At 67.2% G+C, this 25,439-nt stretch carries 18 protein-coding genes; 7 read left to right on the top strand and 11 right to left on the bottom strand.

What is annotated here, in order from left to right:
* Positions 1–399 precede the first annotated feature (399 nt).
* The 6 genes from BCD48_RS27625 to BCD48_RS27600 all read right to left on the bottom strand — a co-directional run bounded on the left by BCD48_RS27625 (position 400) and on the right by BCD48_RS27600 (position 8,327).
* The gene (locus BCD48_RS27625) at positions 400–1,110 is read right to left on the bottom strand and encodes a TetR/AcrR family transcriptional regulator (protein WP_071051301.1); all 711 of its coding nucleotides are present in this window, start codon (positions 1,108–1,110) and stop codon (positions 400–402) included.
* 174 nt (positions 1,111–1,284) lie between these two features.
* Complete coding sequence (locus BCD48_RS49735; RefSeq protein WP_071051300.1) at positions 1,285–2,019, bottom strand: ABC transporter ATP-binding protein; 735 nt, start codon at positions 2,017–2,019, stop codon at positions 1,285–1,287.
* On the bottom strand, positions 2,016–2,867 hold the full coding sequence (locus BCD48_RS49730) for an ABC transporter ATP-binding protein (RefSeq protein WP_071051299.1): 852 nt from the start codon (positions 2,865–2,867) through the stop codon (positions 2,016–2,018). Before BCD48_RS49730 ends, BCD48_RS49735 begins: the two co-directional genes overlap by 4 nt.
* Complete coding sequence (locus BCD48_RS27610; protein ID WP_071051298.1) at positions 2,864–4,885, bottom strand: ABC transporter permease; 2,022 nt, start codon at positions 4,883–4,885, stop codon at positions 2,864–2,866. The genes BCD48_RS49730 and BCD48_RS27610 overlap by 4 nt, the downstream gene beginning before the upstream one ends.
* 606 nt (positions 4,886–5,491) lie before the next feature.
* Complete coding sequence (locus tag BCD48_RS27605; RefSeq protein WP_241842026.1) at positions 5,492–7,234, bottom strand: diguanylate cyclase domain-containing protein; 1,743 nt, start codon at positions 7,232–7,234, stop codon at positions 5,492–5,494.
* Between the two features lie 397 nt (positions 7,235–7,631).
* On the bottom strand, positions 7,632–8,327 hold the full coding sequence (locus tag BCD48_RS27600; protein WP_071051297.1) for a TetR/AcrR family transcriptional regulator: 696 nt from the start codon (positions 8,325–8,327) through the stop codon (positions 7,632–7,634).
* A gap of 726 nt (positions 8,328–9,053) precedes the next feature.
* Here BCD48_RS27600 and BCD48_RS27595 point away from each other — a divergent pair.
* From BCD48_RS27595 to BCD48_RS27585, 3 genes are all read left to right on the top strand, one after another.
* Positions 9,054–9,815 (top strand): SDR family oxidoreductase, encoded by a 762-nt coding sequence (locus BCD48_RS27595; RefSeq protein WP_071051296.1) that lies wholly within the window; start codon positions 9,054–9,056, stop codon positions 9,813–9,815.
* A 47-nt stretch (positions 9,816–9,862) separates the two neighbouring features.
* Positions 9,863–11,152 (top strand): ABC transporter substrate-binding protein, encoded by a 1,290-nt coding sequence (locus tag BCD48_RS27590; protein ID WP_083419287.1) that lies wholly within the window; start codon positions 9,863–9,865, stop codon positions 11,150–11,152.
* Positions 11,153–11,480: 328 nt separating this feature from the next.
* Positions 11,481–11,903 carry an SRPBCC family protein gene (locus BCD48_RS27585; protein ID WP_071051295.1) on the top strand — a complete coding sequence of 141 codons (423 nt, stop codon included), beginning with the start codon at positions 11,481–11,483 and terminating at the stop codon, positions 11,901–11,903.
* 359 nt (positions 11,904–12,262) lie between these two features.
* On the opposite strand, the gene BCD48_RS27580 is transcribed toward BCD48_RS27585, so the two are convergent.
* Both BCD48_RS27580 and BCD48_RS27575 read right to left on the bottom strand, forming a co-directional pair.
* The gene (locus BCD48_RS27580; RefSeq protein ID WP_349308053.1) at positions 12,263–13,837 is read right to left on the bottom strand and encodes a diguanylate cyclase domain-containing protein; all 1,575 of its coding nucleotides are present in this window, start codon (positions 13,835–13,837) and stop codon (positions 12,263–12,265) included.
* 700 nt (positions 13,838–14,537) lie between these two features.
* On the bottom strand, positions 14,538–15,368 hold the full coding sequence (locus tag BCD48_RS27575) for an SDR family NAD(P)-dependent oxidoreductase (protein ID WP_071051380.1): 831 nt from the start codon (positions 15,366–15,368) through the stop codon (positions 14,538–14,540).
* A 109-nt stretch (positions 15,369–15,477) separates the two neighbouring features.
* Here BCD48_RS27575 and BCD48_RS27570 point away from each other — a divergent pair, with 109 nt between their 5' ends.
* Positions 15,478–16,041: a TetR/AcrR family transcriptional regulator gene (locus tag BCD48_RS27570; RefSeq protein WP_157910576.1), complete on the top strand. Its 564-nt coding sequence runs from the start codon at positions 15,478–15,480 to the stop codon at positions 16,039–16,041.
* A 309-nt stretch (positions 16,042–16,350) separates the two neighbouring features.
* Here BCD48_RS27570 and BCD48_RS27565 read toward each other — a convergent pair whose 3' ends face one another.
* The gene (locus tag BCD48_RS27565) at positions 16,351–17,865 is read right to left on the bottom strand and encodes an MDR family MFS transporter (RefSeq protein WP_071051292.1); all 1,515 of its coding nucleotides are present in this window, start codon (positions 17,863–17,865) and stop codon (positions 16,351–16,353) included.
* A gap of 50 nt (positions 17,866–17,915) precedes the next feature.
* On the opposite strand from BCD48_RS27565, the gene BCD48_RS27560 reads away from it, so the two are divergent.
* Both BCD48_RS27560 and BCD48_RS27550 read left to right on the top strand, forming a co-directional pair.
* Positions 17,916–18,545 (top strand): TetR/AcrR family transcriptional regulator, encoded by a 630-nt coding sequence (locus BCD48_RS27560; RefSeq protein ID WP_071051291.1) that lies wholly within the window; start codon positions 17,916–17,918, stop codon positions 18,543–18,545.
* Between the two features lie 652 nt (positions 18,546–19,197).
* Entirely contained in the window at positions 19,198–20,334 is a 1,137-nt protein-coding gene (locus tag BCD48_RS27550) for a Fic family protein (RefSeq protein WP_071051289.1), read from the top strand.
* Positions 20,335–20,687: 353 nt separating this feature from the next.
* On the opposite strand, the gene BCD48_RS27545 is transcribed toward BCD48_RS27550, so the two are convergent.
* The gene (locus tag BCD48_RS27545; RefSeq protein WP_071051288.1) at positions 20,688–21,155 is read right to left on the bottom strand and encodes a hypothetical protein; all 468 of its coding nucleotides are present in this window, start codon (positions 21,153–21,155) and stop codon (positions 20,688–20,690) included.
* A gap of 392 nt (positions 21,156–21,547) precedes the next feature.
* On the opposite strand from BCD48_RS27545, the gene BCD48_RS27540 reads away from it, so the two are divergent.
* Complete coding sequence (locus BCD48_RS27540; protein ID WP_083419284.1) at positions 21,548–24,382, top strand: MFS transporter; 2,835 nt, start codon at positions 21,548–21,550, stop codon at positions 24,380–24,382.
* Here the strand turns inward: BCD48_RS27540 and BCD48_RS27535 are convergent.
* Complete coding sequence (locus BCD48_RS27535) at positions 24,361–25,332, bottom strand: helix-turn-helix domain-containing protein (RefSeq protein WP_071051378.1); 972 nt, start codon at positions 25,330–25,332, stop codon at positions 24,361–24,363. The genes BCD48_RS27540 and BCD48_RS27535 overlap by 22 nt on opposite strands.
* Between the last annotated feature and the right edge of the window lie 107 nt (positions 25,333–25,439).

Raw genomic sequence — 25,439 nt, 5'->3', positions numbered from 1 at the left:
TGGCCGTGGGGTGGCTCGCTGTCAATCCAGTGGGGCCGACGAGTATGCGAGCTTGGCGCTGGAGGTAGCCAGGAACGACTACCTCAACGCCACGACGATCCGCATCGACGGGGCGCAGCGCTTCAACCTCTAGGCCGGGTTCGTCCGGTTGCGCGAGACGTTTTGGTGCCCATCGCGCGGATACTGCCTGACTGGCTTCGGCAGGTTGGCCCGGTTCACCGGGCCAACCTGCCGACGATCACCGGTGCGGTCGCGGTGATCCGGCCGAGGTGGTCCGGCATTCGACGGCGGGACCTGCCAAGACGGATCTCACCTGGCCACCGAGGGTGCCCGCTTGACACGACACAGTGGTACCGCGCGCGGCTCGATGGGAACCGACCGACGTCGACATGTTCCGCGTCAGGATGCGGCGGTCCCACCGGTCTTTTCCGCGAGGAGAGCCTCGAAACCGCAGACGAGTCTGGCCATGCCGAACTCGAAATCCTCGTTGGTCGTACCGGCCAGAGGGTGCCGGTCGAGCTGGCTGTCGAGCAGTGGCATCGAGGACCAGTCACTCATGATGCGCCGCTGGCCGATGTCCAGCGTCGGTGAGTTGCTGAGCCGAAGAATCCGGTCGTGCAGGGTGATGCCCCGCGTGTAGACCGACGCCGCGTTGTGTATAAGGAGCGCGTCCTCGGTGGTGAAGCCGGCCTCGACGAGCCGGGAAACGATGGCCTCGATCACCTGGAACAGGCGTCGCGCTGTATCGCGGGTCCAGGTGGAGGTCCGAACCAGCAACAGGTCCGCGAGCAGGTGGTCGTTCGCGTAGATCTTGCGTTCGTTCCGGAAGTGTTCGAGCAGCATGTCCTGCCACGGCTGGTTGCCGCTGATTGGTGGGAGCTGCGCGAGGTAGGTCTCCGCAGCGACGTCAGTCATCCGGTTGAGCAGCTCCTCTTTCTTACGGAAATGCCAGTAGAGACTGGTCACTCCGACGTCGAGGTGCTCCGCGAGGGCCGGCATGCTGAGCTGATCGAGTGAGGTCTCGCGCGCGATCTCGAACGCACCGGCAACGATGTCGTCAGGCTGGATCGACCCGCGCTGACGGCGTCGGCGCGGGGCAGTCTTGGGCACCGGTACTCTTCCTCTCGGGTGGACGCGGGCGTGAGCCGTCTCGTAACACCAACAGTATAGGCCTACAATAAGGTTCACTGTCGACCCAGACGATTGTGACGAACGGGTCACGCCCGCGGCCTGACGCAATGGCGGGACCGTTGCGCTCCGATCGCACCTACGCCGCGTGGATGGTTACGCGACGTCGGCCGTGGCGGCATCACCGAGGTAGCGCGCGAGTACCTCGTTCTTGGCCTCGACGCTCGCACCCTGCCAGGCGACCTGCCCGCGGGACAGCAGTACGGCACGGTCGGCGAACTTCAATGCGCGGTGCACGAACTGCTCGATGATGACGATCGTGACGTCCTGCTGCTTGAGCCGGTCGAGTGATTCGAAGACCAGTTCCACGGCTCGAGGTGCCAATCCGAGGGACAGCTCGTCGGCGATGATCACCTTTGGTTCGACGATCAGAGCTCGGCACAGCGACAGCATCTGCTGCTCGCCGCCGGAGAGCATTCCGGCCTTCATGCCGCGCCGGGCCGCCAGAGGCGGGAAGATCTCCATCCCCCGAGCAATCGCCTCGCGGCGCGCCGAGCGGGGGAGCAACCCGGAGGCGAGGCGCAGGTTCTCGAGGACGGACAGCGTCGGGAAGATGCCGCGACCCTCGGGCAGGTACACCAGACCGCCCTGGCGGATGCGGTGCGGCGGCCGTTTGACGATGTCGACACCGTCGAACGCGACAGTCCCCGCGGCTGCCGGAACCAGGCCACTGACCGCCCGGGCCAGCGTGCTCTTGCCTGCGCCGTTTGGGCCGAGCACAGCCAGGGCCGAGCCGTTCGGAACGTCGATGCTGACGTTCTGCAAGGCCAGGGCGGGACCGTATGTGACCCGTAGGTCCTTGACCGATAGCAAGGCTGAGGACGTGGTCATGACACCACCTCCGGCGCTTGGGGCTGGACCGTGATCTCGGCTGGCCCGCGGCCGATCGCTCCTTCGTCGCCGAGGTAGGCCGCACGAACCGCCTTGTTGCTGCGTATCTCCGCGGGGGTGCCCTCCCCGATCTTGGTTCCGAAGTCGAGCACGTGGATGCGGCTGCACAGGCCCATCACCATGGCCACGTCGTGCTCCACCAGCAACAGCGACACCCCTTGGCGTTCGACCGCCATGCGGAAGACCTGGACGACCTGCTCGGTCTCCTGGTCGTCGAGTCCGGACGACGGCTCGTCGAGCAAGAGGACCTTCGGGTTCGTGGCGAGGGCGCGCGCGATCTCGACGAGGCGCAGCATTCCCAGCGACAGCCCGGCCACCGGGCGATCGGCGAGATCGCCCAGGTTCAAGGCGTCGAGCAGGAGCGCGACCTGCTCGGTCTCGGCTCTGTCGGCGGGGCGGAACCCACGGGCGGTGACCATGTCGGTCCAGATCCGCCGGCGCCGGGTGGCGACCCGGTAGGCGAGCTGGATGTGCTCGCGCACGGTCAGGCCGGCGAACACCTCGGGGCGTTGGAAAGTTCGGGCCAGGCCGAGCCGGGCCCGACGGGCCGCCGGCAGGCCCGTGATGTCCCTGCCTTCGAAACGCACGCGGCCGGCGTTCGGGCGGTGCAGGCCGGAGAGCACAGAGAACAGCGTGCTCTTGCCGGCCCCGTTCGGCCCGACCAGTCCGATGATCGTGGACGGGGGGACGTCTACCGAGACGGAGTTCACCGCGACCACGGCGCCGAACCTGACCGTCACGTCGCGGCATTCCAGTACGGGGGCCGGGCTGCGCGTGGTGGCTGTCATCGGGTTGCCCCCAGTGCGTGTTGGGCGACACCGGAGGTATCCGTCGTCGGTCCGTCGCCGCCGCCGGGCGGATCGGGCTCGGTGGATCCTCGTCGACTGGCCACCTTGCCGATGAGCGCTTGGATATGGCGGGCATACTGCGCCACCACGCCGTCGGGGTCGATCGCCAGACCGACCGCACCGAGGCCAAAAAGCAGGGTCGGCACATTGCCCCAGCTTGTCGGCAGGTACGTCTGGAAGATGCCGGGCGTCAGGGTGAACATCAGACCGGCCAGCAGCGCCGCCGTGATCGACCGCAGTCCGACGGTCACAAGGACGGCAAGCCAGACGAGCCCACCAAAGGTGGCATAGGTGGTGGGCAGCGCGGACTGGTAGTTCAGCGCCACGAGGCTGCCCCCCACAGCCGCGATGAAGGTGCTGATCGCCGAGACCAGCAGCTTCATGCCGAGCAGGCTCAACCCGACGGTCCGCGCCCCGGGCTCGCTGTACCGGACGGCGGCAAGTGCCTGACCGGTGGTCGAGCGCCGCAAATTGACCACGAAGATGGCGATGATGACGAAGACGGCGAGCGTCAGATACGCGAATGCCCGGTCGTCGACCGCGAAGCCCGGCCGGCTCACGGGCACACCGACGCCGTCCTGGTAGAAGGTCTGGCGGGTGAAGATCAGGTTGTCCGCCAGCATGCCCACGGTCAGGGAGACCAGGGCGACGTAGAGGTTGCCCAGGCGGATCGTCAGCAAGCCCACCACGACGCCGATCGGTGTCGCGATCACGGCGCCGAGCAGGGCCGCGAGCAACGGGTGCATGCCATGGTTGGTGGCGAACTGCGCCGTGACCACGGCCCCGCATCCGGCGAAGGCGGCCTGACAGAGCCAGATCATGCCGCCCTCACCGACCACGACGGTGAACGACAGGAACACCACGCCGAACGCGAGACCGCCCGCGAGCAGGGTCAGCCAGTAGCCCTCGAGGACGAGCGGGAGCAGCGCGACGATCCCGATGATGATCACCGGCCCGAGCATGTAGAGCGACCACCCGGTGCGGCTCTTGACCACCGCCGCTGCGGCCGAGGCGCTGGCGGAGTCACCTCCCGTCGGCCGGATCGCCTGGTCCAGCGCGCCTCCGGTGGCGGACCCATCGTGGATCTTTCCGCTTGCCAGGATGTAGGCCAGCAGGAAGGCGGCCATGACGAACGTCGGGATGCTGACGAGGATCGCGTGCGTCAGCGAGCTGTTGGCCGGCAGGTACTTCTGGATCACGTCGGTGACGATGCCCATCGCCATGGCGACCCCGACGGCCACCGGCAGGTTGCGAAGCCTGGCCGCGACGACCGCGGCGAAGGCCGCGGCCATCAACTGGGTCATGCCGTCCGGCGTGAGGCCCTTCGACGGAGCGACGAGGACACCGGCGAAGCCAGCCAGCGTGGTCGTCACCATCCAGACGCACAGCGAGATTCGCGTCGGGCTCACCCCCGACAGCGAGGTGAGCGCCTCGCTGTCGACCATGGCCCGCACCCTCAGGCCGACATCGGTGAACTGAAGTACCAGCGTGCCGAGAACGACGACGACCAGGACGCTGACGAGCGCGATGACCTCATTGAGGTTGAGCGGGGCGCCGAAGACTCTGTACACGCGCACCGGCTCCGAGGCCAGACCCGGCGCCGAGTCGATCGTGGCGTTGCCGAACACCATCAGAGCGAGGGCCGGCAGGGCCACCGACACGCCGATGCAGGTCACGATCTTGATTAGCTGACTCGCCAGCCGCAGATGGCGGAACAGTGCGAGATAGAGGAACGCCCCCAGGGCCGGCCCTGCCAGGAAGACGGCGACGACGACGGCCGGAATCTGGCTCCACCCGTGTTCGGTGTTCAGGTAGTAGTAGAACCGCGCAAGAAAATAGGCTAAGGATCCGAATGCGAAGTTGAGGACGCCAGACGATACGTATGTGACAACGATTCCGGATACCGAGATCGCATAGATGGAGCCCAGCGCGACCCCGGCGTAGATGTAAGCAAGCACCCCAGGTCCTCGGTCTGTCGGCGTGTTGTCCTACATGGCTCCCGCGAGCGAACAAATTCGCCGGAGCTGGATACTGTACCTCCAACAGTAGGCGATCCGGGATGGTCTGGTGTGAGGACTATAGGGACGCCCGAAGTGGGTGTCAACTGGGCCACATCGGGACGGGGACCGCCGGCGAGGGCGACCGTCGAGGCTGGTCAGGGCTTGCGCCCGTGCGCCCGGACGGCCTGGACGCCCGCCGGACGGAGGGAAGGGCGGCTCTGAGGGGCCTGGTCGTTTCGGTCGTGGCCCGTGGCTCACCGAACCCGCGGGCCTGCGGTCCGGTTTCGCGACACGAGTGTGGAGACGCTGCCGGGTGGATGACGGGCATTGGCTGCCATGGCGGCCGTGGCCGGGCGCCTGCGAACGGCCAGGAGTCGAGTCGCGAGGTGCCATGTCGGGCGACATCAGGGCGTCGGTGACCATGGAGACGACGAACTGGCCGGCGGGTCCGCGAGGCCGTATTACGAAATTACGGCTGAATTCCGTAGAGCCAAGGAATTGCCGAGGCCGTAATCGGGCCGAACGCCGGATAATGTCGCCGCCTGCCGTGTCGGTCGGGCCGCTTCACGATTGGATCGATCCGCCGGAACCAGGCGATCCTGATGCGTGGACCGTGACCGTGCCACCAGCCCGCTTCGCCTCGTACATCGCCAGATCCGCCTGGTGCAGCACCATCTCCGGATCGGCTGCCACATCGGGCTCAACCACGGTCAGCCCGACACTTCCGCGTACCGAGTGCGGTGCTCCGGCCAGCAGCCAGGTAGTTGCAACGGCCTCGGCGATCCGGCATCCGAGCTGCTTCGGGTCCTCGGCGCTGCCGTCGAACAGGATCGCGAACTCATCGCCGCCCAGCCGAGCCACGGTGTCCACGCGGCGGACAGCGCGCACGAGTCGGGACGAGGTCAGCCTCAGGAGCTCGTCGCCGGCTGCATGCCCGAGCACGTCGTTGACCTTCTTGAAGTCGTCGAGATCGCAAAACAGTAGAATCAGTGGCTGCGGACCGGGGTCGCGAGCGCGCCGGTCGACGGCATGCCGCAGCCGGTCGTTGAACAGAGCCCGGTTCGCCAGCCCGGTCAGCGGGTCATGGAACGCCTGGTACAACAGCTGACGTTGGCTGGTCCGATAGCGAGCCAGCAGGCTTGCGTTGTCCCACAGCGTCAACACCTGCCGCACCAACGCCAGTACCAGGATGCTGACGAGCGCGACCATCTCTGCGCGTGGTATCGGCGCCGCGGTCGCCAACTGCACCACGGTGAGCAGGCCAAGCCCACCCAAGGGCAGATAAGGCAGCACGATGTGCAATAGCTGCAGGCGACCTGGCCGGTCGTCTGCTCCGCCCTCGTTCGGATCGGCGGCGGTCGGTCCGGCGCGTCGAGGAGGTGCGACCGCGGCCAGCCCGATCAGCAGCATCGCCGCTACAAAACCCGTTGGGATGGGTGGTGGCACGACCGCCCAATGCCGGACGGCGGCTGCGACGTAGACAACGGCCACGAGCGTGAGCAGAGCCATGCCGGCCGCGAGCAGGCCGAACGCGGGCCAGCAGTGAGGACGCCGGAAGGCACCGAGCAGGAACACAAGTACCAACAAGGCCAAGGCGCTCAGCGAGAAGCTCCACAAGGTCAGGACAGAGTCCAGGCTGTACTGACCGTGCAGCACAGCGGGGGCCAGGACCAGCTCCCACGTGAGCAGTGCGAGTGCGCTGACCATGAGCAGGCTGTCCAAGATGGTCACCGCCAGCCACCGTCGGCCGGCCCCGACCAGATGATGATCACCCAGGTCGACACTGTGATCAACATGGTGGTCGGGCCCTCGGTCCTGCGGTTCTGTCGGCACCGTGAGAAGCCCGGCGAACGCTAGGGCGTAGCAGATCAGATAGGCGAGGTCAGGCGGATGCAGTGCCGGCACGTTGGTTCCGCGGGCAGGAGCCGTGTGCGCGGACACAGCCAGGCCGATCGTTGTAAGGATCGCGCCCGCGCCGGTCAGCCATCGCCATCTGCGCTCGGCGCCCCGGCGACGCCAGCCTCCGATCGCGCAGCACACCGCCGCGGCCGCGGCGGCCACCGCCCCCGCGATGCATTCCGCCAGGATCGCCGCAGGCCTCGAAGCGATGAGATCGACCACCAGAACGATCAGAACCGAGGCGCCGGCGACAGCCAGCAGCAGCCAGAACGCGCGGCGGCTGACCACCGGTCGCTGCGCGAACGGCATGGTCTGCACGGTCATGGACCAGCCGGCCTTGTCGAAGCGCGCTTCCAGTCTCGCGGGCGGCTTCTGACTGTCCTGACCCTCTGTATCGATCTTCACCATGAGCGCCCGCCACAGGTCAGTCCCGACGGAATGCCCCAGTACATCCCCAACGTCCTGCTACTCGAGATCTACCTGCCCATTTCGTTTCCCTTGAATCAGCCGGGCGATGATTGTCCAGGATGGCGATTCTGGTATCGGAAGGTCGCATGGAGCGAGCTATGTCGGGAATGGTCGGCACCGTCCGGCCGAGTGAGGATGCGCCGACAGATCTGGCCGCGAAGCGCCGCGACGTCGTGGCGCAGCACGAAACTCAAGATCGTGAGCGCCGAAGGTTTGACCGGCACGGACGTCGCCATCCTTGACGTGGGCCATGGCAACACTGACCTGCGACACTGACCTGCGACCGGGCGTCCGTGGCGCCCTGACTCGTCCACACCCGATGCCGGGTGTCTCCTCGTCACTCTGGAGCCGTGGGCGCCGTGTGCTGCCAGGGCGTGGCTTCGACGCCGCCCGCCAGGAAGTCGATAAGATCGTCGAGAAGCTCACGGAACGGCGTGGACAGCGCGCCCGCACGCCTTGCGGTCTGGTACCGGGACAACGTGTGGACCGTGGTGGTCATCATTACCATCCAGCGCTCATCGAGGATGGATCGCTGGTGGCCGGGAAGAAGCTGGTACAGCAGGCTTGTGAACGTTTCCATCGTGGTGGAGGACACCGCTCCTTCCAGGCCGATGTACCCTCCGTGCTCAACTATGTAGCGTGACAGGAACGCCAGGTAGTAGTTTCCGTCCTCTACGTGGCCGGCAAGGGACCGGACGAATGCTCCGACGACGTCGTGGACCCGCGGCTCGCCGCTGGCAAGGAGTTCCGTGAGTGCTTCGGCTCGAACCCGCTCACTCGTCGAAGCACGATAGGAGGTAATCTCTCTCAGTAGGCTCTCGCGGTCGCCGAAATAGTACTGGACGGCCGTGTTGTTCCGCTGGCCCGCAGCAACGCTGATGTCGCGTAGGGGCACGGCCGCGATGCCGCGCTCCGCGAACAGTCGCTCGGCCGTCTCCAGAATGAGCTGACGGGTTGCGGAGCCCTTGGAATTGAGGCGATCTCGGCCCCCTGGGTGATCCTCGCCCGAAATTCTATTCTGGCGTACCGACATGCACGATCCTATTGTTGACAGCGGGCCGTAAGACTCGGCATGCAGTGTATCAAAATGTCGGCGATCGGCGCGCCAATGAGTACCGATGGTGCTCGCGTGATTACTTCTGGTGAGAGTTGGTGTACGGAAGCCGCCCGGGTGGCCCAGGTCGAGCAGCGCGGAGTTGATATCTAGCTTTCATTGTTGTGGCGTTGTGAATTACCCGCCACTGGGACCTTCTTAAGGCTCAAGACTTAAAAGTCGTTGACACGCCCGGTGACGATGTCTAGAGTCTGAACCGTCGGGTCGACGGCCGCTGGCGACGACCCTGCTTCTGGTTGAGGCGCACGCCGCTTCGGCCGAATGCGGCGGAATAGATGTGCGGGGCCGGCCGGGCGCTGTGCGGTGGGAGAGTCGGTGTCCGAGGAAATCCTGGAAACGATTCGCTCCCCGCGGCGGGTGCGCGGCCGACGGCGGCTGGCTGTTCCATGCCGATCCGCACGCCGGTGAAGAGGCTGGTGCGCGCACGGTCACCTGGGCCGATGGCCGAATCTTTCCCGGCGCGAGAGCGACCACCCGGGCCCCGGCATCTCTGGCTAACCCTGCTCTCGTTGGGGACAGCGGGCGGGAAGGTAGTCCGGAGATCCTCTGCTTCCCGGCCCGGGATCACGAGCCGAGATGGCTCGAGAGATCGAACGGGCGACAAGCGTCGCACGGCGTGGGCCATCGAAAGGATGATCATCGGCAATGAGACTCAACGACAAGGTCGTCGTGATCACCGGGGCTGGCGGGGGCATCGGTGAGGCCTGCGCGCATCGATTCGCCGCTGAGGGGGCAAAGGTCGTCGTCACGGACATCAACCCGGCCGGTGTCGAGCGTGTGTCGAACGCCATCGGCGGCGTCGGCCTGGCGACGGACATCACGGTGGAAGAGAACGTGCGCGCGGTGGCCAACCTGGCTCGCCGGACCTACGGTGAGATCGACATCTGGTTCAGCAATGCCGGCGTCGCCGGCCCCAGCCAGCCCGGTGAGATCCAGGAGAACTTCCTCTGGGAGGCAGCCTGGAGACTACACGTGCTCGCTCACGTGTATGCGGCCCGCGAGGTGCTGCCGGCGATGCTCGAACGAGGCGACGGCTACCTTCTCCAGACAGCGTCGATCGTCGCGCTTTCGGCCCATCCGGAGAAGGTGACCTATTCGGTGACGAAGCACGCGGCGCTCGCGTTTTCCGAATGGCTGGCGATGACGTATCGCGGGCGGGGAATCAAGGTCTCCTGCTTCTGCCCCGGCGCGATGCTGACACCTATGCTCCTGAACGACGAATTCCCGGAAGACCACCCGGTGCTGCGGACCGCGCTCAAGCCCGACGAGGTCGCCGATCGGCTCGTTCAGGCCATCGACCGCGAAAAATTCCTCATCGTCGATTCTCCCTGGGGGCCCGAGGCCTTGATGGCCAAGGCGACGGACTTCGACGGCTGGCTTGACCAGGCGGCGGCCCCTTTCAGATGAGACCTCTCGCGATGCAGCCGGTCCAGGACCCCGAAAGGAGTCACAGAGTGCTGTTCCCGGTCAACAGACGATTAACCAGAACCGTCACGCTCGCGGCCAGCGCCAGCAGCCTGGCCGTCTCGCTCGTAGCCTGCGGTGGAGGCGGTGCCAGCGGTGTGGGTGGGGCGTGCTCGACGACGGTGCCCGGCATCACGCCCACGGAGGTCAAGGCGGGCATGGTCTGGAGCGACACCGGGCCGGGGGCCGCGACCATGCGCTCGTTCCGCGCCGGGGTGGACGCCCGTTTCCACGTGGCCAACGAGGAGGACGGCGGTGTGTACGGCCGCAAGGTCACCTACGCCTGGCGGGACGACCAGGCGGACCAGCAGCTCAACCTGAGCGCCGTCCAGGAGCTGCTCGACCAGGAGAAGATCTTCGGGCTCATCTACGCTCCCGGCGCCGGCACCCAGTCCGCCAAGCTCCTGCAGGAGCGCAGTGTCCCGGTCACGGGTATCGCCAGCGACCCGGTCTGGCTGGGGATGAACAACATGTTCTCCTGGTTCTATCTCGGGAACGGCTCCAGCACCACCACCGGGAGGTACGTCCGTGACCAGGGCGGCACCCGCGCCGCCGTCTTCGCGGTCGACGCGATCGCCTCGAGCGGGGACTTCGCCCAGCAGACCGCGGCGAGTCTGAAGGCGAACGACGTCCGGGTCGTCAAGACCTTCTACATCGGAGAGATCACCAGCTGGCAGACGGTCGCTCAACAGATCAAGGCGAACGGCATCGACGCCCTCGCGGGCGTGCTGATGCCCGCGGGCGCCGCGGAGCTGCTGCCCGAACTCGCGAAGATCGGCGTCACCCTCGGGGACGGCCTCAAGGTCGCCCTGATGCCCTTGGGCTACGACAACAGCAACCTCACCCAGCTCGGCCGGGCACTCGCCGGCGTGTCGATCTTCACCGACATCCAGCCCTTCGAACTCGACACCGCGGACCAGCGGAAGTTCAAGCAGGCGATGAGCGACTTCGCCCCCGAGATTCAGCCGCCCACCCAGGACGCAGCGGCGGATGGCTGGATCTCCGCCGACCTGTTCCTCCGTGGCCTCGAAGCCGCCGGGACATGCCCCACCCGGGAGTCCTTCATCACCGGCCTGCGTGCCGTCAGGGACTACGACGGCGCCGGCATGACCCCCGATGCCAGCAACGACCTGTCCACGAACTTCCGACAGACCTCGACCTGCTACTCGGCCATCAAGATCAGCAAGGACGGCTCCCGGTTCGAGCCGACCAGCTCCACAGCCACCTGCGGAGACGTCATCACCCCGGAGCAGATGGCCGCCCTGAACCAACGGTCCTGACCGATGTGTCAGCGACCCGGGCGCGACCAGTCACGTCACGGGGTGGCTCGTGATCTCTCCTGACCGGGAAATTCGCGCGCCCACCGAGACGGCGCCGGCCCGCGGGCGTGATCGGCACGTGGCCCGCGACTTTCTCGGTCGCCGCTGGGCGGCAACGTCCATGACCCTGACCGGTCGGTGTCACCGCCGGCTCCGGGCGCGGCTCCCTCCGGCACGGCGTCCCGGCAGTTCCGCGCCCGCCGCCACGCCGGACGTGCCCGGCGACGAGTCGTGGGCCGGCGGCGGCGTTCAGCTGTATTTCCACCTAGGTGAGCCAGGGAGAGATCCGATGGGAAGCATCTACTTCGAGGCAGTGGTCGACGTGCCGGCCAAGCTGGTATGGGACTTCGTGGACCGTTACACCCGCTCCGAGGTGCACGTCTTCTCGGCCTGCGTCGCGGAGCGCCAGGAGGGGGAGTACCGCGTCGTCACGCTTCCCGGTGGAGAGGAGGTCTGGGAGCGCAACCTCACCGTGGACCCAGTGCGTCGCCGGGCCTCCTACACGGTCCCCGAGCTGAGCGACGCCGAGTATCACCACGCGGAGATGCGGGTCGACGTCGTCGGCGACAACGCGGCGCGCCTCATCTGGGTGACCGACTACCTGCCGCACGACCTTGCCGAGCAGCGGGCCGAGATATACCAGGTAATGTTCGACGAACTCGTCGCCGCGGTGACCGCGCACGCCACCGGGCGTGCCGGGGCCGACTCCTGACCGTCTGCGCCAACCGAGCGACCATGGTGACCGGRGACAGCGAAAGCATCGGACCTGCAGGGTCCAAGTACATCATGGCCCAGTCGAGGCACTCGGCGCGGACGGTGCGGACCCAGCGTTCGGTGTAGGCGTTCGCGCACGGAGCCTGGACCGGAGTTGCCGGCGTGACGAGAAACGTCGACCAGCGCGGGCGGGGGAGGAGCCGGGCCAGCGAGAGGGTGCCGAGCCGCTCGACGACATAGCCGCGCAGGTCGTCGCGGACCTCGTCGGCGTACCCAGACAGCCCGGGCGAGCAGCCGTTGCAGGCGCTTGCCCCCCGCTGAGATCGCGCTCACACACCTGTAGAGACGCTCAGCTGATCACTCGCTGTGCGCCGCGGTCGCGCTGACCTTGGAGAGTGGGCAATCGGGATGGTAGATGATCAGCCCGCCCGTGCCCTCTCGTTTGGCCGCGTACATCGCCTGGTCGGCTTGGTGGAGCAGAAGGTCGGGAGTGGCTGGCTGAGCGGAGGAATCGAGGGTGACCAAGCCGACGCTGACTCGGGGGACGTAAGGCTGACCGCCTAATAGGCACGGCTCCTGCATGGCCTTCGTGAGCCGCTCACCCATACTCCTAGTGTCCGGGTCGCCGCCATTCAGGATGACGGCGAACTCGTCGCCGCCGAGTCGTGCGACCGTGTCTCCCGCGCGGGTTCCCGCCCGGATCCGTTCCGCGCTGATCTTGAGTAGCTCATCCCCGGCGGCATGCCCGAAAGTGTCGTTTACGTACTTGAACTTGTCAAGATCCATGAAAATGACGGATCCGGTGGTGGGTGATTTGGAGCCGTTGGCCCCGTGGTCGAGTGCCCGTTGCAGCCGTCGAGTGAACAGGGCCCTGTTCGCTAATCCTGTTAGCGGATCGTGGTACGCCTGGTAATGGAGCTGCTTTTCGCCTTTCCGGATCTCGGCGAGCAGTTGGGTGTTCTCCGCGAGCGTGAGCATCTGCCGGACCAGCGCGACCAGCAGCAGCCCCACCATGCTGTAGGTCTCGAACCAATCCAGCGACCGGTCAGCGAGCATTTTGACACCGACCACCAGGCCCGCGGCGACGAGCGCGACGTATGGTAGTACGGCATGCGCCCACATCGATCGCGGGCCGGACAGTGACGTTAGTTCGTCGTCCGGCGTGGCTGCCCGGGCTGGCACTAGCGCCGAAAGAAACAACAGCAGATCGCCGACCGTGAATCCGACGTAGGCCGCCGCCGGGGGGTTGTAGATTTTGCTCGCGGTAAGGTAGGCGAAGATGCTGCCGAAGATTGCGATAAACAGCAGGCCCGCGCCGAGAAACGCTAGCGTCAGCGGCGAGGGAGACCGGCGGAAGAATGCGATGAGCGCGACAGCCGTGGTGAGCGTCAGGCCCCCAATGGGGGTACCCGCAACCACCAGAAACTGCGTGAGGTCGGGCGCCCCCGCGCGGAAAATCGCGCCGAGCATCGTGACCCATTCGAGCAGGACGATCGAACCGACGATCAGCACGCAGTCCAGCAAGGTTACGGCGTACCAGCGATATCCGCCGCGCCGCGGCGACCCGGCACCTCCGGCCATTTTTTCTTTGGAGTCCGTGGGCAGCGACAGCAGGCCCGCCAGCGCCACCGCATAGAGGACGAGAAAACCCGCCTGCGCCGGAGAATACCGACCCATCGTAGAGCCGCCGGCCATCATCGCCTGCGCCGTTCCGATGCTGGGGCCAACCGCGCCGGCCGCGGCGAGACCGATGAGAAGCCGCCAGCGCCGCTCGGTACCGCGCGCCAGGCGGGCGGTCCAGAAGCATGCGACGGCCGTGGCCAGCAGGGCGGCGGCAGACATGGCGTTGATGGCGGCCCCGGCCGTCTGCCGGTCTAGGAATAGCGCGCAAGCTAGGGCGCAACCGACGATGGCCGCGGATCCTACGATCACGTACTGAAACGACCGCGGCGCGCGACCCCGAACGGCCGGCCGCCGCGGGCCTAGTGCACCGCCGCGAACTCCGGACATCTCTCCACCCTCACTGGAGCGTACCGCAGTCCTTCGACTGCGAATCGCGACGATCTGCGCAGGCGCGGGACCAGATGAGGGCCTGATTACTCACTATGAGTGGAACCTGGACCGGGTGACAGGCGGGGAACGCTGTGTGCCCACGGTGAGGCTTCCCCGACCAGCCCCGGCGGCCCGGTCGGTAGCCCGTCGGCCAGGTCGGGCTCGGCAGGTCAGGCCAGGCGCGCTCGGCTGTCTCCACGGCGAGGGCGATGGTCTCGTGACCGTGGAGAAGTACGTCGTCGTACGCCGGCGGGCCCACAGGAGGTCGTCGAGGTTGTCCCGAGCCTAGCTCGGGCCGCTTCGCCCAACTGCAGGAGCGTCCGGCCGGGGTGGGAGCGGTCGGTCGCCGTGCTCTGTGCCGCTACCGCCCAGAAGGCGCCCGCCGGGCGACCTACGCCCGCGACGAGGGTCTGATGCCCGACCAGACGATCCGAGTCCTGCAGGGCCTCAAGGCCGCCAGATTGATCGAGGAGATCGGACACGGCCGTACCCAGCGTTACATCGCTGCGGGCCCCGCCGCTGAAGCCGAACGGACGATCCGCGCCGCTCGGCCAGGTTTGTCAGTTTCCGTGCAGACTGCTCAGCGGCCGGTGACGAGGGCGGCGGTCTGCGCCTCGAGCCGGCGAGCATCGTCGGTATCGTCCGGGCCTTGGACGAGCGCGACCTGCGTGGCGCCGCGGTAGGCGGCGCGGCCAGCGGGCGGGTCGGCGACGAGTGCGATGATCGGCGCTATCGCATCGTCCGGCCGTTGCCCGGCGACAGCCCCCAGAACGACGGAGGCGATCTTCATCCCTCGCCCGACGTCGCCGGCGAGGCTGGTCCTGACCAGCCGCCTGGGTCCCCACGTGAGGTAGGTGAGCGCCGGGTTGTTACTGGTCACGAGGACTCCGAGCAGCTCGTTGGCCCGCCGCTGCTGGGCATTGGACCGGGCGAAGCTGAAGCGCTGCGCGGATTCGAGATCGTCGAAATCGATCGCCCCGGCCTTCGCGCCCGGCACCGACGTGTTCACGACTATCGGGCGATCGCTGTTCGCGAGCAGCGACGCCAGCCCGGCGACCAAGATGTACTTGGAGACGAAGAACAGCACCCACGATGCCTCATGACCCTCCGCGGTCTCGTGGCGCTTCTGGCGGATGAACGACGCGGCCAGCACGAGTACATCGATGCGCTCGTGTGACGGCCTTATCTGCTCGACCACCCGTTCGCTCTCGGCGACGAGCGACAGATCGGCCGCGATGAACGACGCGCGACCGGTCGCGGCGACGCCGTCGGCAGTCGACGAGGCGAGCAGCGCCTCGAACTTGGCTCGGCTGCGGCCCACCACGACGACCCGGTCGCCCTCCCGCAGGTAGTGACGCGCGAGTGCCGCTCCCATCCCGTCGGTTCCTCCAGTGATCACGATCGTCTTCATCGCCACTCCCACACTCCCACCGCATCGGAACGAATGTTCCGTTTTGGCGAAGATAGCACATCGGAACATGCGTTCCGGTGCGGCGTGGCGGGCCGCTAGGCTTGTCGTCGTGGAGCGCACGCAGGGCCCGCGACGCGACGTGGCCGCCAACCGGGCCCGTATCGTCGCCGCGGCCACCACGATGTTGCGGGAGTGCGGCCTGAACGTCGACATGCGCGCGATCGCCAAGGAAGCGGGCGTGGGCGTCGGCACGCTCTACCGGCACTTCCCGACACGCCAGGACCTGGTGCACGAGGTCACCGGCACCGATCTGGCCGGCCTGGCGACGTCCGGTCTGTCCCCGGATCAGCCCGCGATCGAGGCCCTCCGGGCGTTCTTCACCACGGCGCTGACCCCTCTGGTCCGTAACCGGGCGGCGGTCGACCTGCTCGCGAACGCCGAACCCGCAGGCGCCGACCTCCAGCGGTGCCTCACCCACCTGACCGGCGTCGGACACGACGCCGTCGAACGCTCCCGCACCGACCACACGCTTGCCGACGACATCACGGCCACCGACATCGCCTACCAGTTCCTCGGCACGGTGCGAATACTCCAACTCGTCCCACAACCGGATATTGCGGACATCGGGCACCACGTCGAGCTCACCCTCCGAGCGCTGCGGCGACATTCCTAGACGCCTCCGCCCGCCGCCGGTCTACCGCTGCTCACCACCGCGGACGCGCTCACCGGACGGCCTCTCGAGCCGCTCGCCTACGCCCGCGAAAGCCGCCGCCTGCTGGTCCTCGCACCGCGTAGATACCCATGTGGTAAATGTTGTTCGGCGTTCCGAAGAAGATCAGATCGGCCCGGCTGTTTGGCGGACTGGGGCACGCGCAGCGTCGCGTTGAACTGCTGCGGCGGCGGCGCGAGCAGCCAGTCCGGTAGGCCAGGCGCATTGCTGCGCCTGGCCGCTGTCGCGTCTGCTGGCTGGGAGATGCGGGGGTCAGATGGACGATTCGGGTGCTGGCTGTGGGTGGGCGAGTGGGGGATCGGCGCTGTCGGCCTCGACGTTCACGGGTCGGCCGGGTAGCAGGACCGCGGCGGCGATGCCGATGGCGGTGATGCCGGTTGCCCACCAGAACGTGGTGTCGAAGGCGTTGGCGAGCTGGTCGGGTGTGTGGCCGTCGTGGGCGGTCTCGGTGAGGATGCGCTGGGCGAGGATGACCGCCATGAGCGCGGCGCCGAAGGTTCCGCCGAATCGGGAGAAGATCTGTAGCACCGAGCTGGCGTGGCCGGCGGCGGACGTCGGTAGGTTCCGGAAGCCGGCGGCCATGGTCGGCATCATCGTGGCGCCGAATCCCAGCCCCCGCACGACCAGGGCCACCGCGAGCAGGGCGTACGAGGTGTGGGTGGAGGCCTGTGTGAGGATCGCGGTACCGGCGGTGATCAGCGTCATGCCGGCGACCACGACCCAGCGGGCGCCGATCCGGTCGGTGAGCCGCCCGGCTGTCGGCATCGCCAGCGCCGCTCCGAGGCCCTGCGGGGCGAGCAGCAGCCCGGCGTGCAGGGCGTCCTCGTGCCGGACCTCCTGGTAGTAGAGCGGGAGCAGCAGCATCACGCCGAACACGCTGACGCCGATGAGCGGGGTGACGACGCAGGAGGCGGCGAAGGCGCGGTCTCGGAAGAAGGCCAGTGGGATCAGCGCTTTCTCGCCGCGGCGGGCGGCGTAGCCCAGGAAGCCGGCGACCAGCAGGACCCCGGCGAGCAGGAAGGTCCAGGCCTGGGGTCGGGCGAAGCTTCCGGCGGCGCCGGCCCGCGACAGACCGTAGATCACCAAGGCGAGTCCTGGGCCGAGTAGCGCAAGCCCCGGGAAGTCAAATGGTCGTCGTTCGCCGGTGGTGGGCTGGTCGGCGGGCAGCTGCCAGAGGCTGACCAGCACTGAGACGGCGCCGACGGGAACGTTGACGAGGAAGATCCAGCGCCAGGAGAGGTGGTCGACGATCAGGCCGCCAAGAATAGGTCCGCAGATCGGCGCGAGCAGCGCGGGGACGCCGACGACCATCATCACGCGGCCCATGCGCTTCGGGCCCGCGGCCCGGGCCAGTACGGTCTGCGCGACGGGGAGCAGCAGCGCTCCGGCGGCGCCTTGCAGCACCCGGAACCCGATGAGGCTGCCGACGTTCCAGGCCGCGGCGCACAGTGCCGAGCTGGCCGCGAACAGGGCCGTGCCGGTGACGAACAGGCGCTTGGCCCCGATCCGGTCGACGGCCCACCCGGTGGTCGGGATGACAACGGCCAGGGCCAGCAGGTAGCCGGTGACGACCCATTGGATGGTGGAGAGCCCTGCGGACAGCCGGTGGCTGAGCGTCTGCAGCGCGACGTTGACGATCGTGGTGTCCAGCTGGCTCATGATGATGCCCAGCACGAGGACCAGGCCGAGGCGGACCAGCGCGGGGTCGAGCCGATCACTGCTGGCGGGTGGGCCGGCGGGCGAGTCCGGCGATGACGAGGAGGTCATACCGACGGACGGTAGGTCGCTAAGTGGGTCTGATGTGTAACACTTAGGCGGTGAGTACGGCTCCGGTCGGGTCCAGGCAGCGCGGGCCCCGCAGCGACGCGCAGCGCAACGACGAGCACATCCTGCGCACCGCCGCCCGCGTACTGGCCGAGGACTCTCGCGCCACGGTCCAGCGCATCGCCGACGAGGCCGGCGTCGTCCGGGTCACTGTCTACCGCCGATACCGCAACCGGGACGCGCTGCGCCGCGCGATCTTCGACGCCGCGGCGGCCGAAGCCCAGCAGGTCATCGACGACGCGCTCGCGACCGACCTCGATCCGGTCTCCGCCCTGCGAGCCCTGATCACCGCGATGGCCGAGATCATCCAGCGCTACCCGCTACTCGCGGTGTCCACGGACTGGCAACCGCTACCGACCGACACCCGCCGGCCGTCTCCGCCACCGGCCTCACGACGCATGCACCAGGCCGTCTTCGGCCTGGTCACCCGCGGCCAGCGCGACGGGGCACTGCGATCAGACCTGCCCGCCGAGCTCCTCCCCCAGGCGATCACCGGCACCCTCCACATCGTCACCCGCTTCGCCCGCAGCCTGCATGCCGACACCGACCAACTCGGCGCCCAGGTCGCCGACCTCCTCCTACACGGCTTCGCGACCCACCCCCCCTCCCGTGGGGACGGTTGACCTCCTCGTTGCCCAGCTGGTCGACGAACGCGATCGCCAGACCCGCGGTCTGCGGGCTAGCGGCGTGTTGTACCTGCGCGGGTTGCTGATGCCGGGCGTTGCGGGCAACTGCTGGTCGATCGCGGAGGCAGTCGGCCTGGACCGGCCCGCGTACGAGCATGCTCAGGGCTCAGCGTGGACGAACTACCTGGTTGTGGGGCGGGTGGGGATCGAACCCAATGCCACTTAGTTGGATCCTTCGCGATCTTCACGTTAACCGCTGACCCGCGGTGATGCCGGTTGGTCTTGGCCTAACTAAGCGGAATTGGGCTCGAACCCACGGCCGGAGGATTATGAGGACTATTCGGCTTAGCGGTGTGCTGAGCTGCATCAATGCACGTCGCGCGGCACTGTGAGGTACCGAATACTCTTCTGTATCGCGGCCGTTCGACGGCCGGTTCGAGGTGGTCCGCGTGGTGGATCTCGCATGCAGGGAGGGTAATCCTCCTAGGCGTCCGTCTGCGGCTCAGTGGGGACCGTGCGGCAGGTTGGAGCCCCGGGGCGCGCCGGGCGCGGTTCGCACCGCGGCGAACACACCCTGAGATCCGCCGGGTGACCTGGGCCGAACTGAAACCTGATTGACGTGATGACTGCGTCATAGTATCATCTGTGCATGCTCTACCCCACGCCGTTCCTCACACCTGCCGATGATCGGGTGCTTGACGAGATCGACGCCATGCGGCAGGCGCTGCGGCACCAAGTCCAGACCATGCCGTCGAAATGGACTGCTGGGCTCCGGAATTTCCTGACCGCCGATGCGGTCGCGGCCTCAAACTCCATCGAGGGTTTCAAGGTATCCACGATCGATGTCGAGGATCTAATAGATGGCGAGCGGGATGTCGAGGTCTCGGACGAAAACCGCGAGGAGACCCTCGCCTACCAGCGGATGATGACCTACATACAGACGCTCCACGATGCCCAAGACTTCAACTACAGCAAGGGCCTATTTAACGCTCTGCACTGGATATTGCAAGGCCACCGTCACACCGCGCGCAAGCCATCCGGACAGTGGCGCCGGGGTCCCGTCTACGTCACGGACGCCCGCGACCCCAGCATCGCGGCCTACACCGCCCCAGACGCCGATGCCGTCCCCACGCTGATGAAAGAACTCGTCGACTGGCTCAACACCGAGAACGACACCCACCTGCTGGTACGGGCAGCTATGGCGCATCTGCACCTTGTCTCCATCCACCCTTGGACCGACGGGAACGGCCGGATGTCCCGCTCGCTGCAGACACTCATGATCGCCCGCGAAGGTGTCCTCGCCCCGGAGTTCTCGTCCATCGAGGCATGGCTCGGCCGCCCCGGCAACACCTGGGACTACTACCGCGAACTTGCCGACCGGGGCCCGAAATACGCTCCCGACCAGGACGTCTCGAGCTGGATCCGCTTCAACCTGACCGCCTATCACCAGCAGGCCCAGACCGTGCAAGGCCGACTCGACCGCTCCGGACGGGTATGGGGCGCGCTCTCGGAGTTCGCCGACGGCAACGACCTGGACGAGCGAGTGGTGACCGCCCTGCACGACGTGGCCATGGCTGGACGCGTCCGCCGCTCACGGTACGAGCACGCCGAGGGTCTGAGCCTGCAGCAGGCGCAACGCGATCTCCGTGACCTCACCACCGCTCAAGTCCTGGTGCCGGTCGGCCGAACCCGGGCCCGCTACTACACGGCGGGCCCCCGCTTCCCTCAGCCAGCACTCGACATCGCACGTACCCCGATGAGCCTGAGGAATCCATACACAAACTGACCGGAATCAGGGGCGACCGCGACAGTTTGCGATACCCGCCGCCCAGCATACGTGGGCCCCGCAATCTTGAAAGTGTTCGTCTGTACCAGCGCCGCCATCCCCTACCAGGCATTCTGCATGGGTTAGCGGGATGCCGGCGGCTGGCACTTCATCGCCCACTGCTACACGATCAAGGCTCCCAACAACGCATACTCGTACCTCCACCACATGGACCTGCCGGCCTGGCACGGCTAACCGGGTCGCGACGGAGCGCGTGTGCCACGCCACGTGGCCGGCCGCGGCGCCCGTCCACCAGGTCGCTCCTGATCGATCTCCGGAGAGACAAAGGCTCCCGGTCGAGCGGCGCGCCGTCGTCAGGGGCGGTTGAGCGCCCACGCGACGGCCAGGGCCAGACCCGTGGCGACCAGCACCAGCGCCACCCCGCCGAGAAAGAAGAACCCGACCGTCTTCAGCAGCGCCACCGCGACCGGGATGGTGGCGGCCAGGACGAGGAAGCCCCGGGCGGTGACCGGAGCGCGGAGCAGCGTCAGCCACGTCCTCGACGCGCCGTACCCTTCCTGGCTCAGGTCCGCCAGCACGGCCGGGACCAGCCGCAGCGTCCCCCAGGACAGCGCGGCGAACGCGGCGGACAGCCCGAGGGCGTAGAGGAAACCGATGGCGCCGCCGAACGCGTCGAACGACGCGCCGGCCCCGACCGCGGTACAGACGAACGCGAGGTACCAGGGCACGGTGCGGTCCTGTCGGGCCCGGCCGACCAGCCGGCGGGCCTGCGCCATCCGCTCGGCGCGCCGACCGCCTCCCGCGGAACCCGTGACGTCCATCGCAGACCAGCTCCCTCCACGCCCGTGAACCTCGGATGCTTGACGTCCATCGTCTCGCCCCCGATCCGTGGACGCAGGACATCGCCGGATTCGACCGGCCAACCAGGCCCGCCCGCCAATCCCGCGCTGGCCCGACGAACCGTTAGGCGTCGGTGCAGCCGAGGAACAGGGCGGCGTGCCCCCGGGGGCAGGTCCTCGAGATCCACCCGGTTCCAGATCGTCGTGTCCTCGATCCAGGAAAGTGCCTCGCGCGCGTCGCCGTCGGCCGCGGCGCCGGACAGCCGCGGCGGCGTTCGGCCGATCTCATCCAGCCGCACCCGAAGATCCGCTGCGCCTACGAAACGACCATCAGCCCAACATCAGGCATTCCATGGCCTTGGGCCAGCCGGCTCATGTACGGCTTCGACTTCAACGTGGTCAACGTGGCGATCCCGTCGGTCCGGCACGACCTGAACGCTGGGACGGCGAGCCTGGAACTGATCGTCGGCGGGTACGCCTTCGCCTACGCCACGGGTCTGGTCACCGGCGGAAGACTCGGGGACCTGTTCGGCTACCGGACGATGTTCCTCGTCGGCGTGGCCGGCTTCACGGTGGCGTCGGTGGCGTGCGGTATGGCGGGGACGCCGGGTGAGCTGGTCGCCGCGCGGCTGGTCCAAGGACTGACCGCCGCGGCGATGGTTCCGCAGGTCCTCGCCCTGATCACGCATGTCTTTCCGGTCGAGGAACGCACGAGAGCACTGGCCTGGTTCTCCGTGACCGCCTCGCTTAGCGGCCTGCTCGGCCAGGTACTCGGCGGACTGCTGCTGGACGCGAACGTGCTCGGCCTGGGTTGGCGGGTGATCTTTTTCATGAACCTGCCGGTCGGAGTGATCGTCTGTGTGGTTGGGGTGTCCGGGCAGGGCGATGCTGCCAGCGCGCGCGCTCGGGCACGTTGTCGGTGGTCCGAGGTGGGTCCCGTCGCGCCAGGTCAAGAACTTGTCGTCTGGTGCCTCACGGTATTCGGCCCGGGTCTTCCACGATCGAGGCAGGCACGATCCGAGGAGATGCTCATGGGAGCTGCGGGGGCAACCGACGTGGCGAGTGGTACTGCCGTGGTGCGGGGTGCGTGTCCGCATGACTGCCCCGACACGTGTGCGATGGTGATCACGGTCACCGACGGCAAGGCTGTGAAGGTGGCCGGTGACCGCCAGCACCCGTTCACTCGTGGGGGCCTGTGCGTGAAGGTCGACAACTACCTTGACCGGGTGTACAGCCCTGACCGGGTGCTGTATCCGCTGCGGCGTACGGGGCCGAAGGGCAGTGGCAGGTTCGAGCGGATCAGCTGGGACGAGGCACTGGACGAGATCGCGGAGCGGTTCCGGGCGATCTCGGCGGAGTTCGGTCCCGAGTCGATCATGCCGTGCAGCTACCTGGGGACTCAGGGAATCCTCAACGGGCTCAATGTCGGCGATCCGTTCTTTGCCAAGCTCGGCGCGACGATCGCGGAACGGACCTACTGCGACTCCGGTTCGTGTACGGCCTACATGATGACGATCGGTGACAGCGCGGGTGTAGATCCGGAAAGCCTGGTCCACTCGAAGTTCATTCTGATCTGGGCTTGCAATGTGATGAGCACGAACCTGCATCTGTGGCCGTTCATCGCTGAAGCACGCAGGCGCGGCGCCACGGTCGTGGTGGTGGACCCGGTGAAGACCCGGACCGCGAATGCGGCCGACTGGCATATCCCGATCCGTCCAGGTACTGACGGCGCGCTGGCGCTCGCGATGATGCATGTGATCATCAGCGAGGGGCTCACGGACGAGGACTACATCGCTCGTTACACCGTCGGCTACGACGAGCTGGTCGCGCGGGTTCAGCAGTACACGCCGGAATGGGCGGCTGAGGAGACCGGCGTACCCGCCGAGGACATTCGCCGGCTCGCGCGCGCTTACGCCGGCTCGCAACCGTCGGTGATCCGCATCGGCGTGGCGGTGGAACGACATGCCGGCGGCGGTCAGGCCGTACGCGCGCTGTCCTGCCTGCCCGCACTGGTCGGCGCTTGGCGTAAGCCAGGCGGTGGGATTCTCCAGCTGCCTCTGTGGGCGTTCCCGGTGAACTGGGGCGCCATGATGCATCCGGAGTTGCTCGAGCCCGGAAAGCGGGTTGTCAACCAGTATCTCCTGGGTCGGGCGCTCACCGGCGGCCTCGACCTGGATCCGCCCATTAAGGCGTTGATGGTCTACAACTCCAATCCGGTGGTGGTGTGTCCGGACCAGGGCAAGCTGCTCGAGGGCCTGCGGCGGGAGGACCTGTTCACTGTGGTGAGTGAGCAGTTCATGACGGACACGGCCGAGTTCGCCGACATCGTGCTGCCGGCCACTACCCAGCTGGAACAGGACGACATCATGTTCTCCTGGGGCCACCTGTACGCCACGTACAATCAGCGTTCGATCGAGCCGCTGGGTGAGGCGGTACCGAATACGGAACTGTTCCGGCGCCTCGCTGCGCGGATGGGCTTCACCGATCCAGTGTTCCGCCGCACAGATGCGGAGATGATCGCCGAAGCCTTCGACTGGTCGGCCCCCGCTATGCAGGGCATCACGGTCGAGTCGTTGAAGGAGAGGGGCTGGCAGCGTCTCAATGTGCCGCTCCCGGACGAGTACGCCCCGCATGCGGAGGGCAATTTTCCCACGGCGTCGGGCAAGGTCGAGTTTCTCTCCTCCGCGGCGGCCGCCGGCAATTTCGTGGTGCCGCTGTTCCGGCAGGGGTCCAACGACTACCAGCCAGGCGGTCGCGTCGATCCACTGCCGCACTACATCCCGCCTCGCGAGTCAACACGTTCTAACGGTGGGTTGGCTGCGAAGTATCCGCTCAATCTGCTCACGCCGAAGGCGCACGCTTACTTGAACTCCAGCGGTGGAAATATGCCCTTCCAACGCCGGGTGCAGGGAGAGCCGACGATCCTCATAAGCCCGCAGGACGCCAGCGAGCGCCGAATCGTGACGGGTGATTATGTGCGGGTGTTCAACGATCGAGGTTCTTTCGTCGTACAGGCGAAGGTTGACGGCTCCGTGTTGTCCGGCGTCACCGTGTCGAGCTATGGCGGCTGGCGCAAGCACGCGACGTCGTGGTCCACCGTGGCCTCGGTGAATCCGACAGTCTTCGCCGACCTGGGTAATGCGCCCACCTTCTCCGACACCCTGGTACAGATCGAGAAGGCGCCGCATCACTCCAGTGATGCCGTCTGAGATCGGGCTTGCCGGTACGCGGAGGGGGAAATCCCGTAGACGTCGCGGAAGGCCCGGCTGAAGGTGGCCAGATCGGTGAACCCCCAGCGGAAGCAGATCTCGGTGAGGGTGTGTTGGCTTCCCCGGCCGGTCATAAGATCGCGCCGGCAGCGATCCAGCCGTCGGCGCCGGATCGCCTGGGAGACCGTCAGTCCCCGGCGGGCGAACATCCGCTGGAGCTGGCGCGTCGACACGAAATGCGCCTGCGCGATCGTCGTGGAGGACAGTGCAGGGTCATCGAGGTGCGAATCGATGTAGGCGTCGATCTGCCGAAGGAGGCTCGAATGCTGATCGCTGTCTCCGGCGAGGCCACAGGCCTCCGCGGCCACGGTGGCAACCAACTCCCCAATTTCGTCCGCAAGCCGGATGGCGCTCGTGTCACCGACGACCGGTTTTGCGGAGAGCAGGTCGGTCAGCATCCGGCTCAGGATGCCGGTGATGCCTTTGGCGCCGTCCAACGCGTGGCAGGTCAGCGCCGCGGATTCGCAGTCGCTGAGCCGGATCGTGTCCCGCGGCCAGGTGAAGACGCCGAGGTCCCATCGCGGCGATCGCTGGTCCGAGCGGAGCCACCACTGAAAGGGGCGTTCGGTTTCGTAGACGACGAAGTCGCCGGGGCGCAGGACCGATTCGCGGCCGTCCTGCACCACCCGGGCTTCGCCGCGCCGGACCAGGCCGACCTGGAAATACCGTTCGCGGTCGCGGCGCAGCAGCTCGCCGGTCCGGATGATGTCCTGATCAACGGAGCTGACGTCGGACACCCTCAGGTGGCCGAGGAGGTCACTGCGCACCGCTCCGCCGAACGAAGCGTCGTCCCGTTCGGTGGCAACGTCCAAGGTGACGAAGTGATCCCGGAGCAGGTCGCGCCAGACGTTGTGCCGGTTCGTACTCACTTCGCCCGAGTCCACCGACATGGTGACCGACCTCACTCGTGTCTGTGCCGTCTCGTCCCGCTGGTGCGACATCGAACTTGGCGTACCGCGGCGGCGCGCCCACCGTCTGAAACCGGGCGGCGAACGCT

The sequence above is a fragment of the Pseudofrankia coriaricola genome, assembly GCF_001854805.1.
GTDB lineage: Bacteria > Actinomycetota > Actinomycetes > Frankiales > Frankiaceae > Pseudofrankia.
Note: the sequence above shows the minus strand (reverse complement) of the source record. Positions and strands in the feature narration are given on the sequence as shown.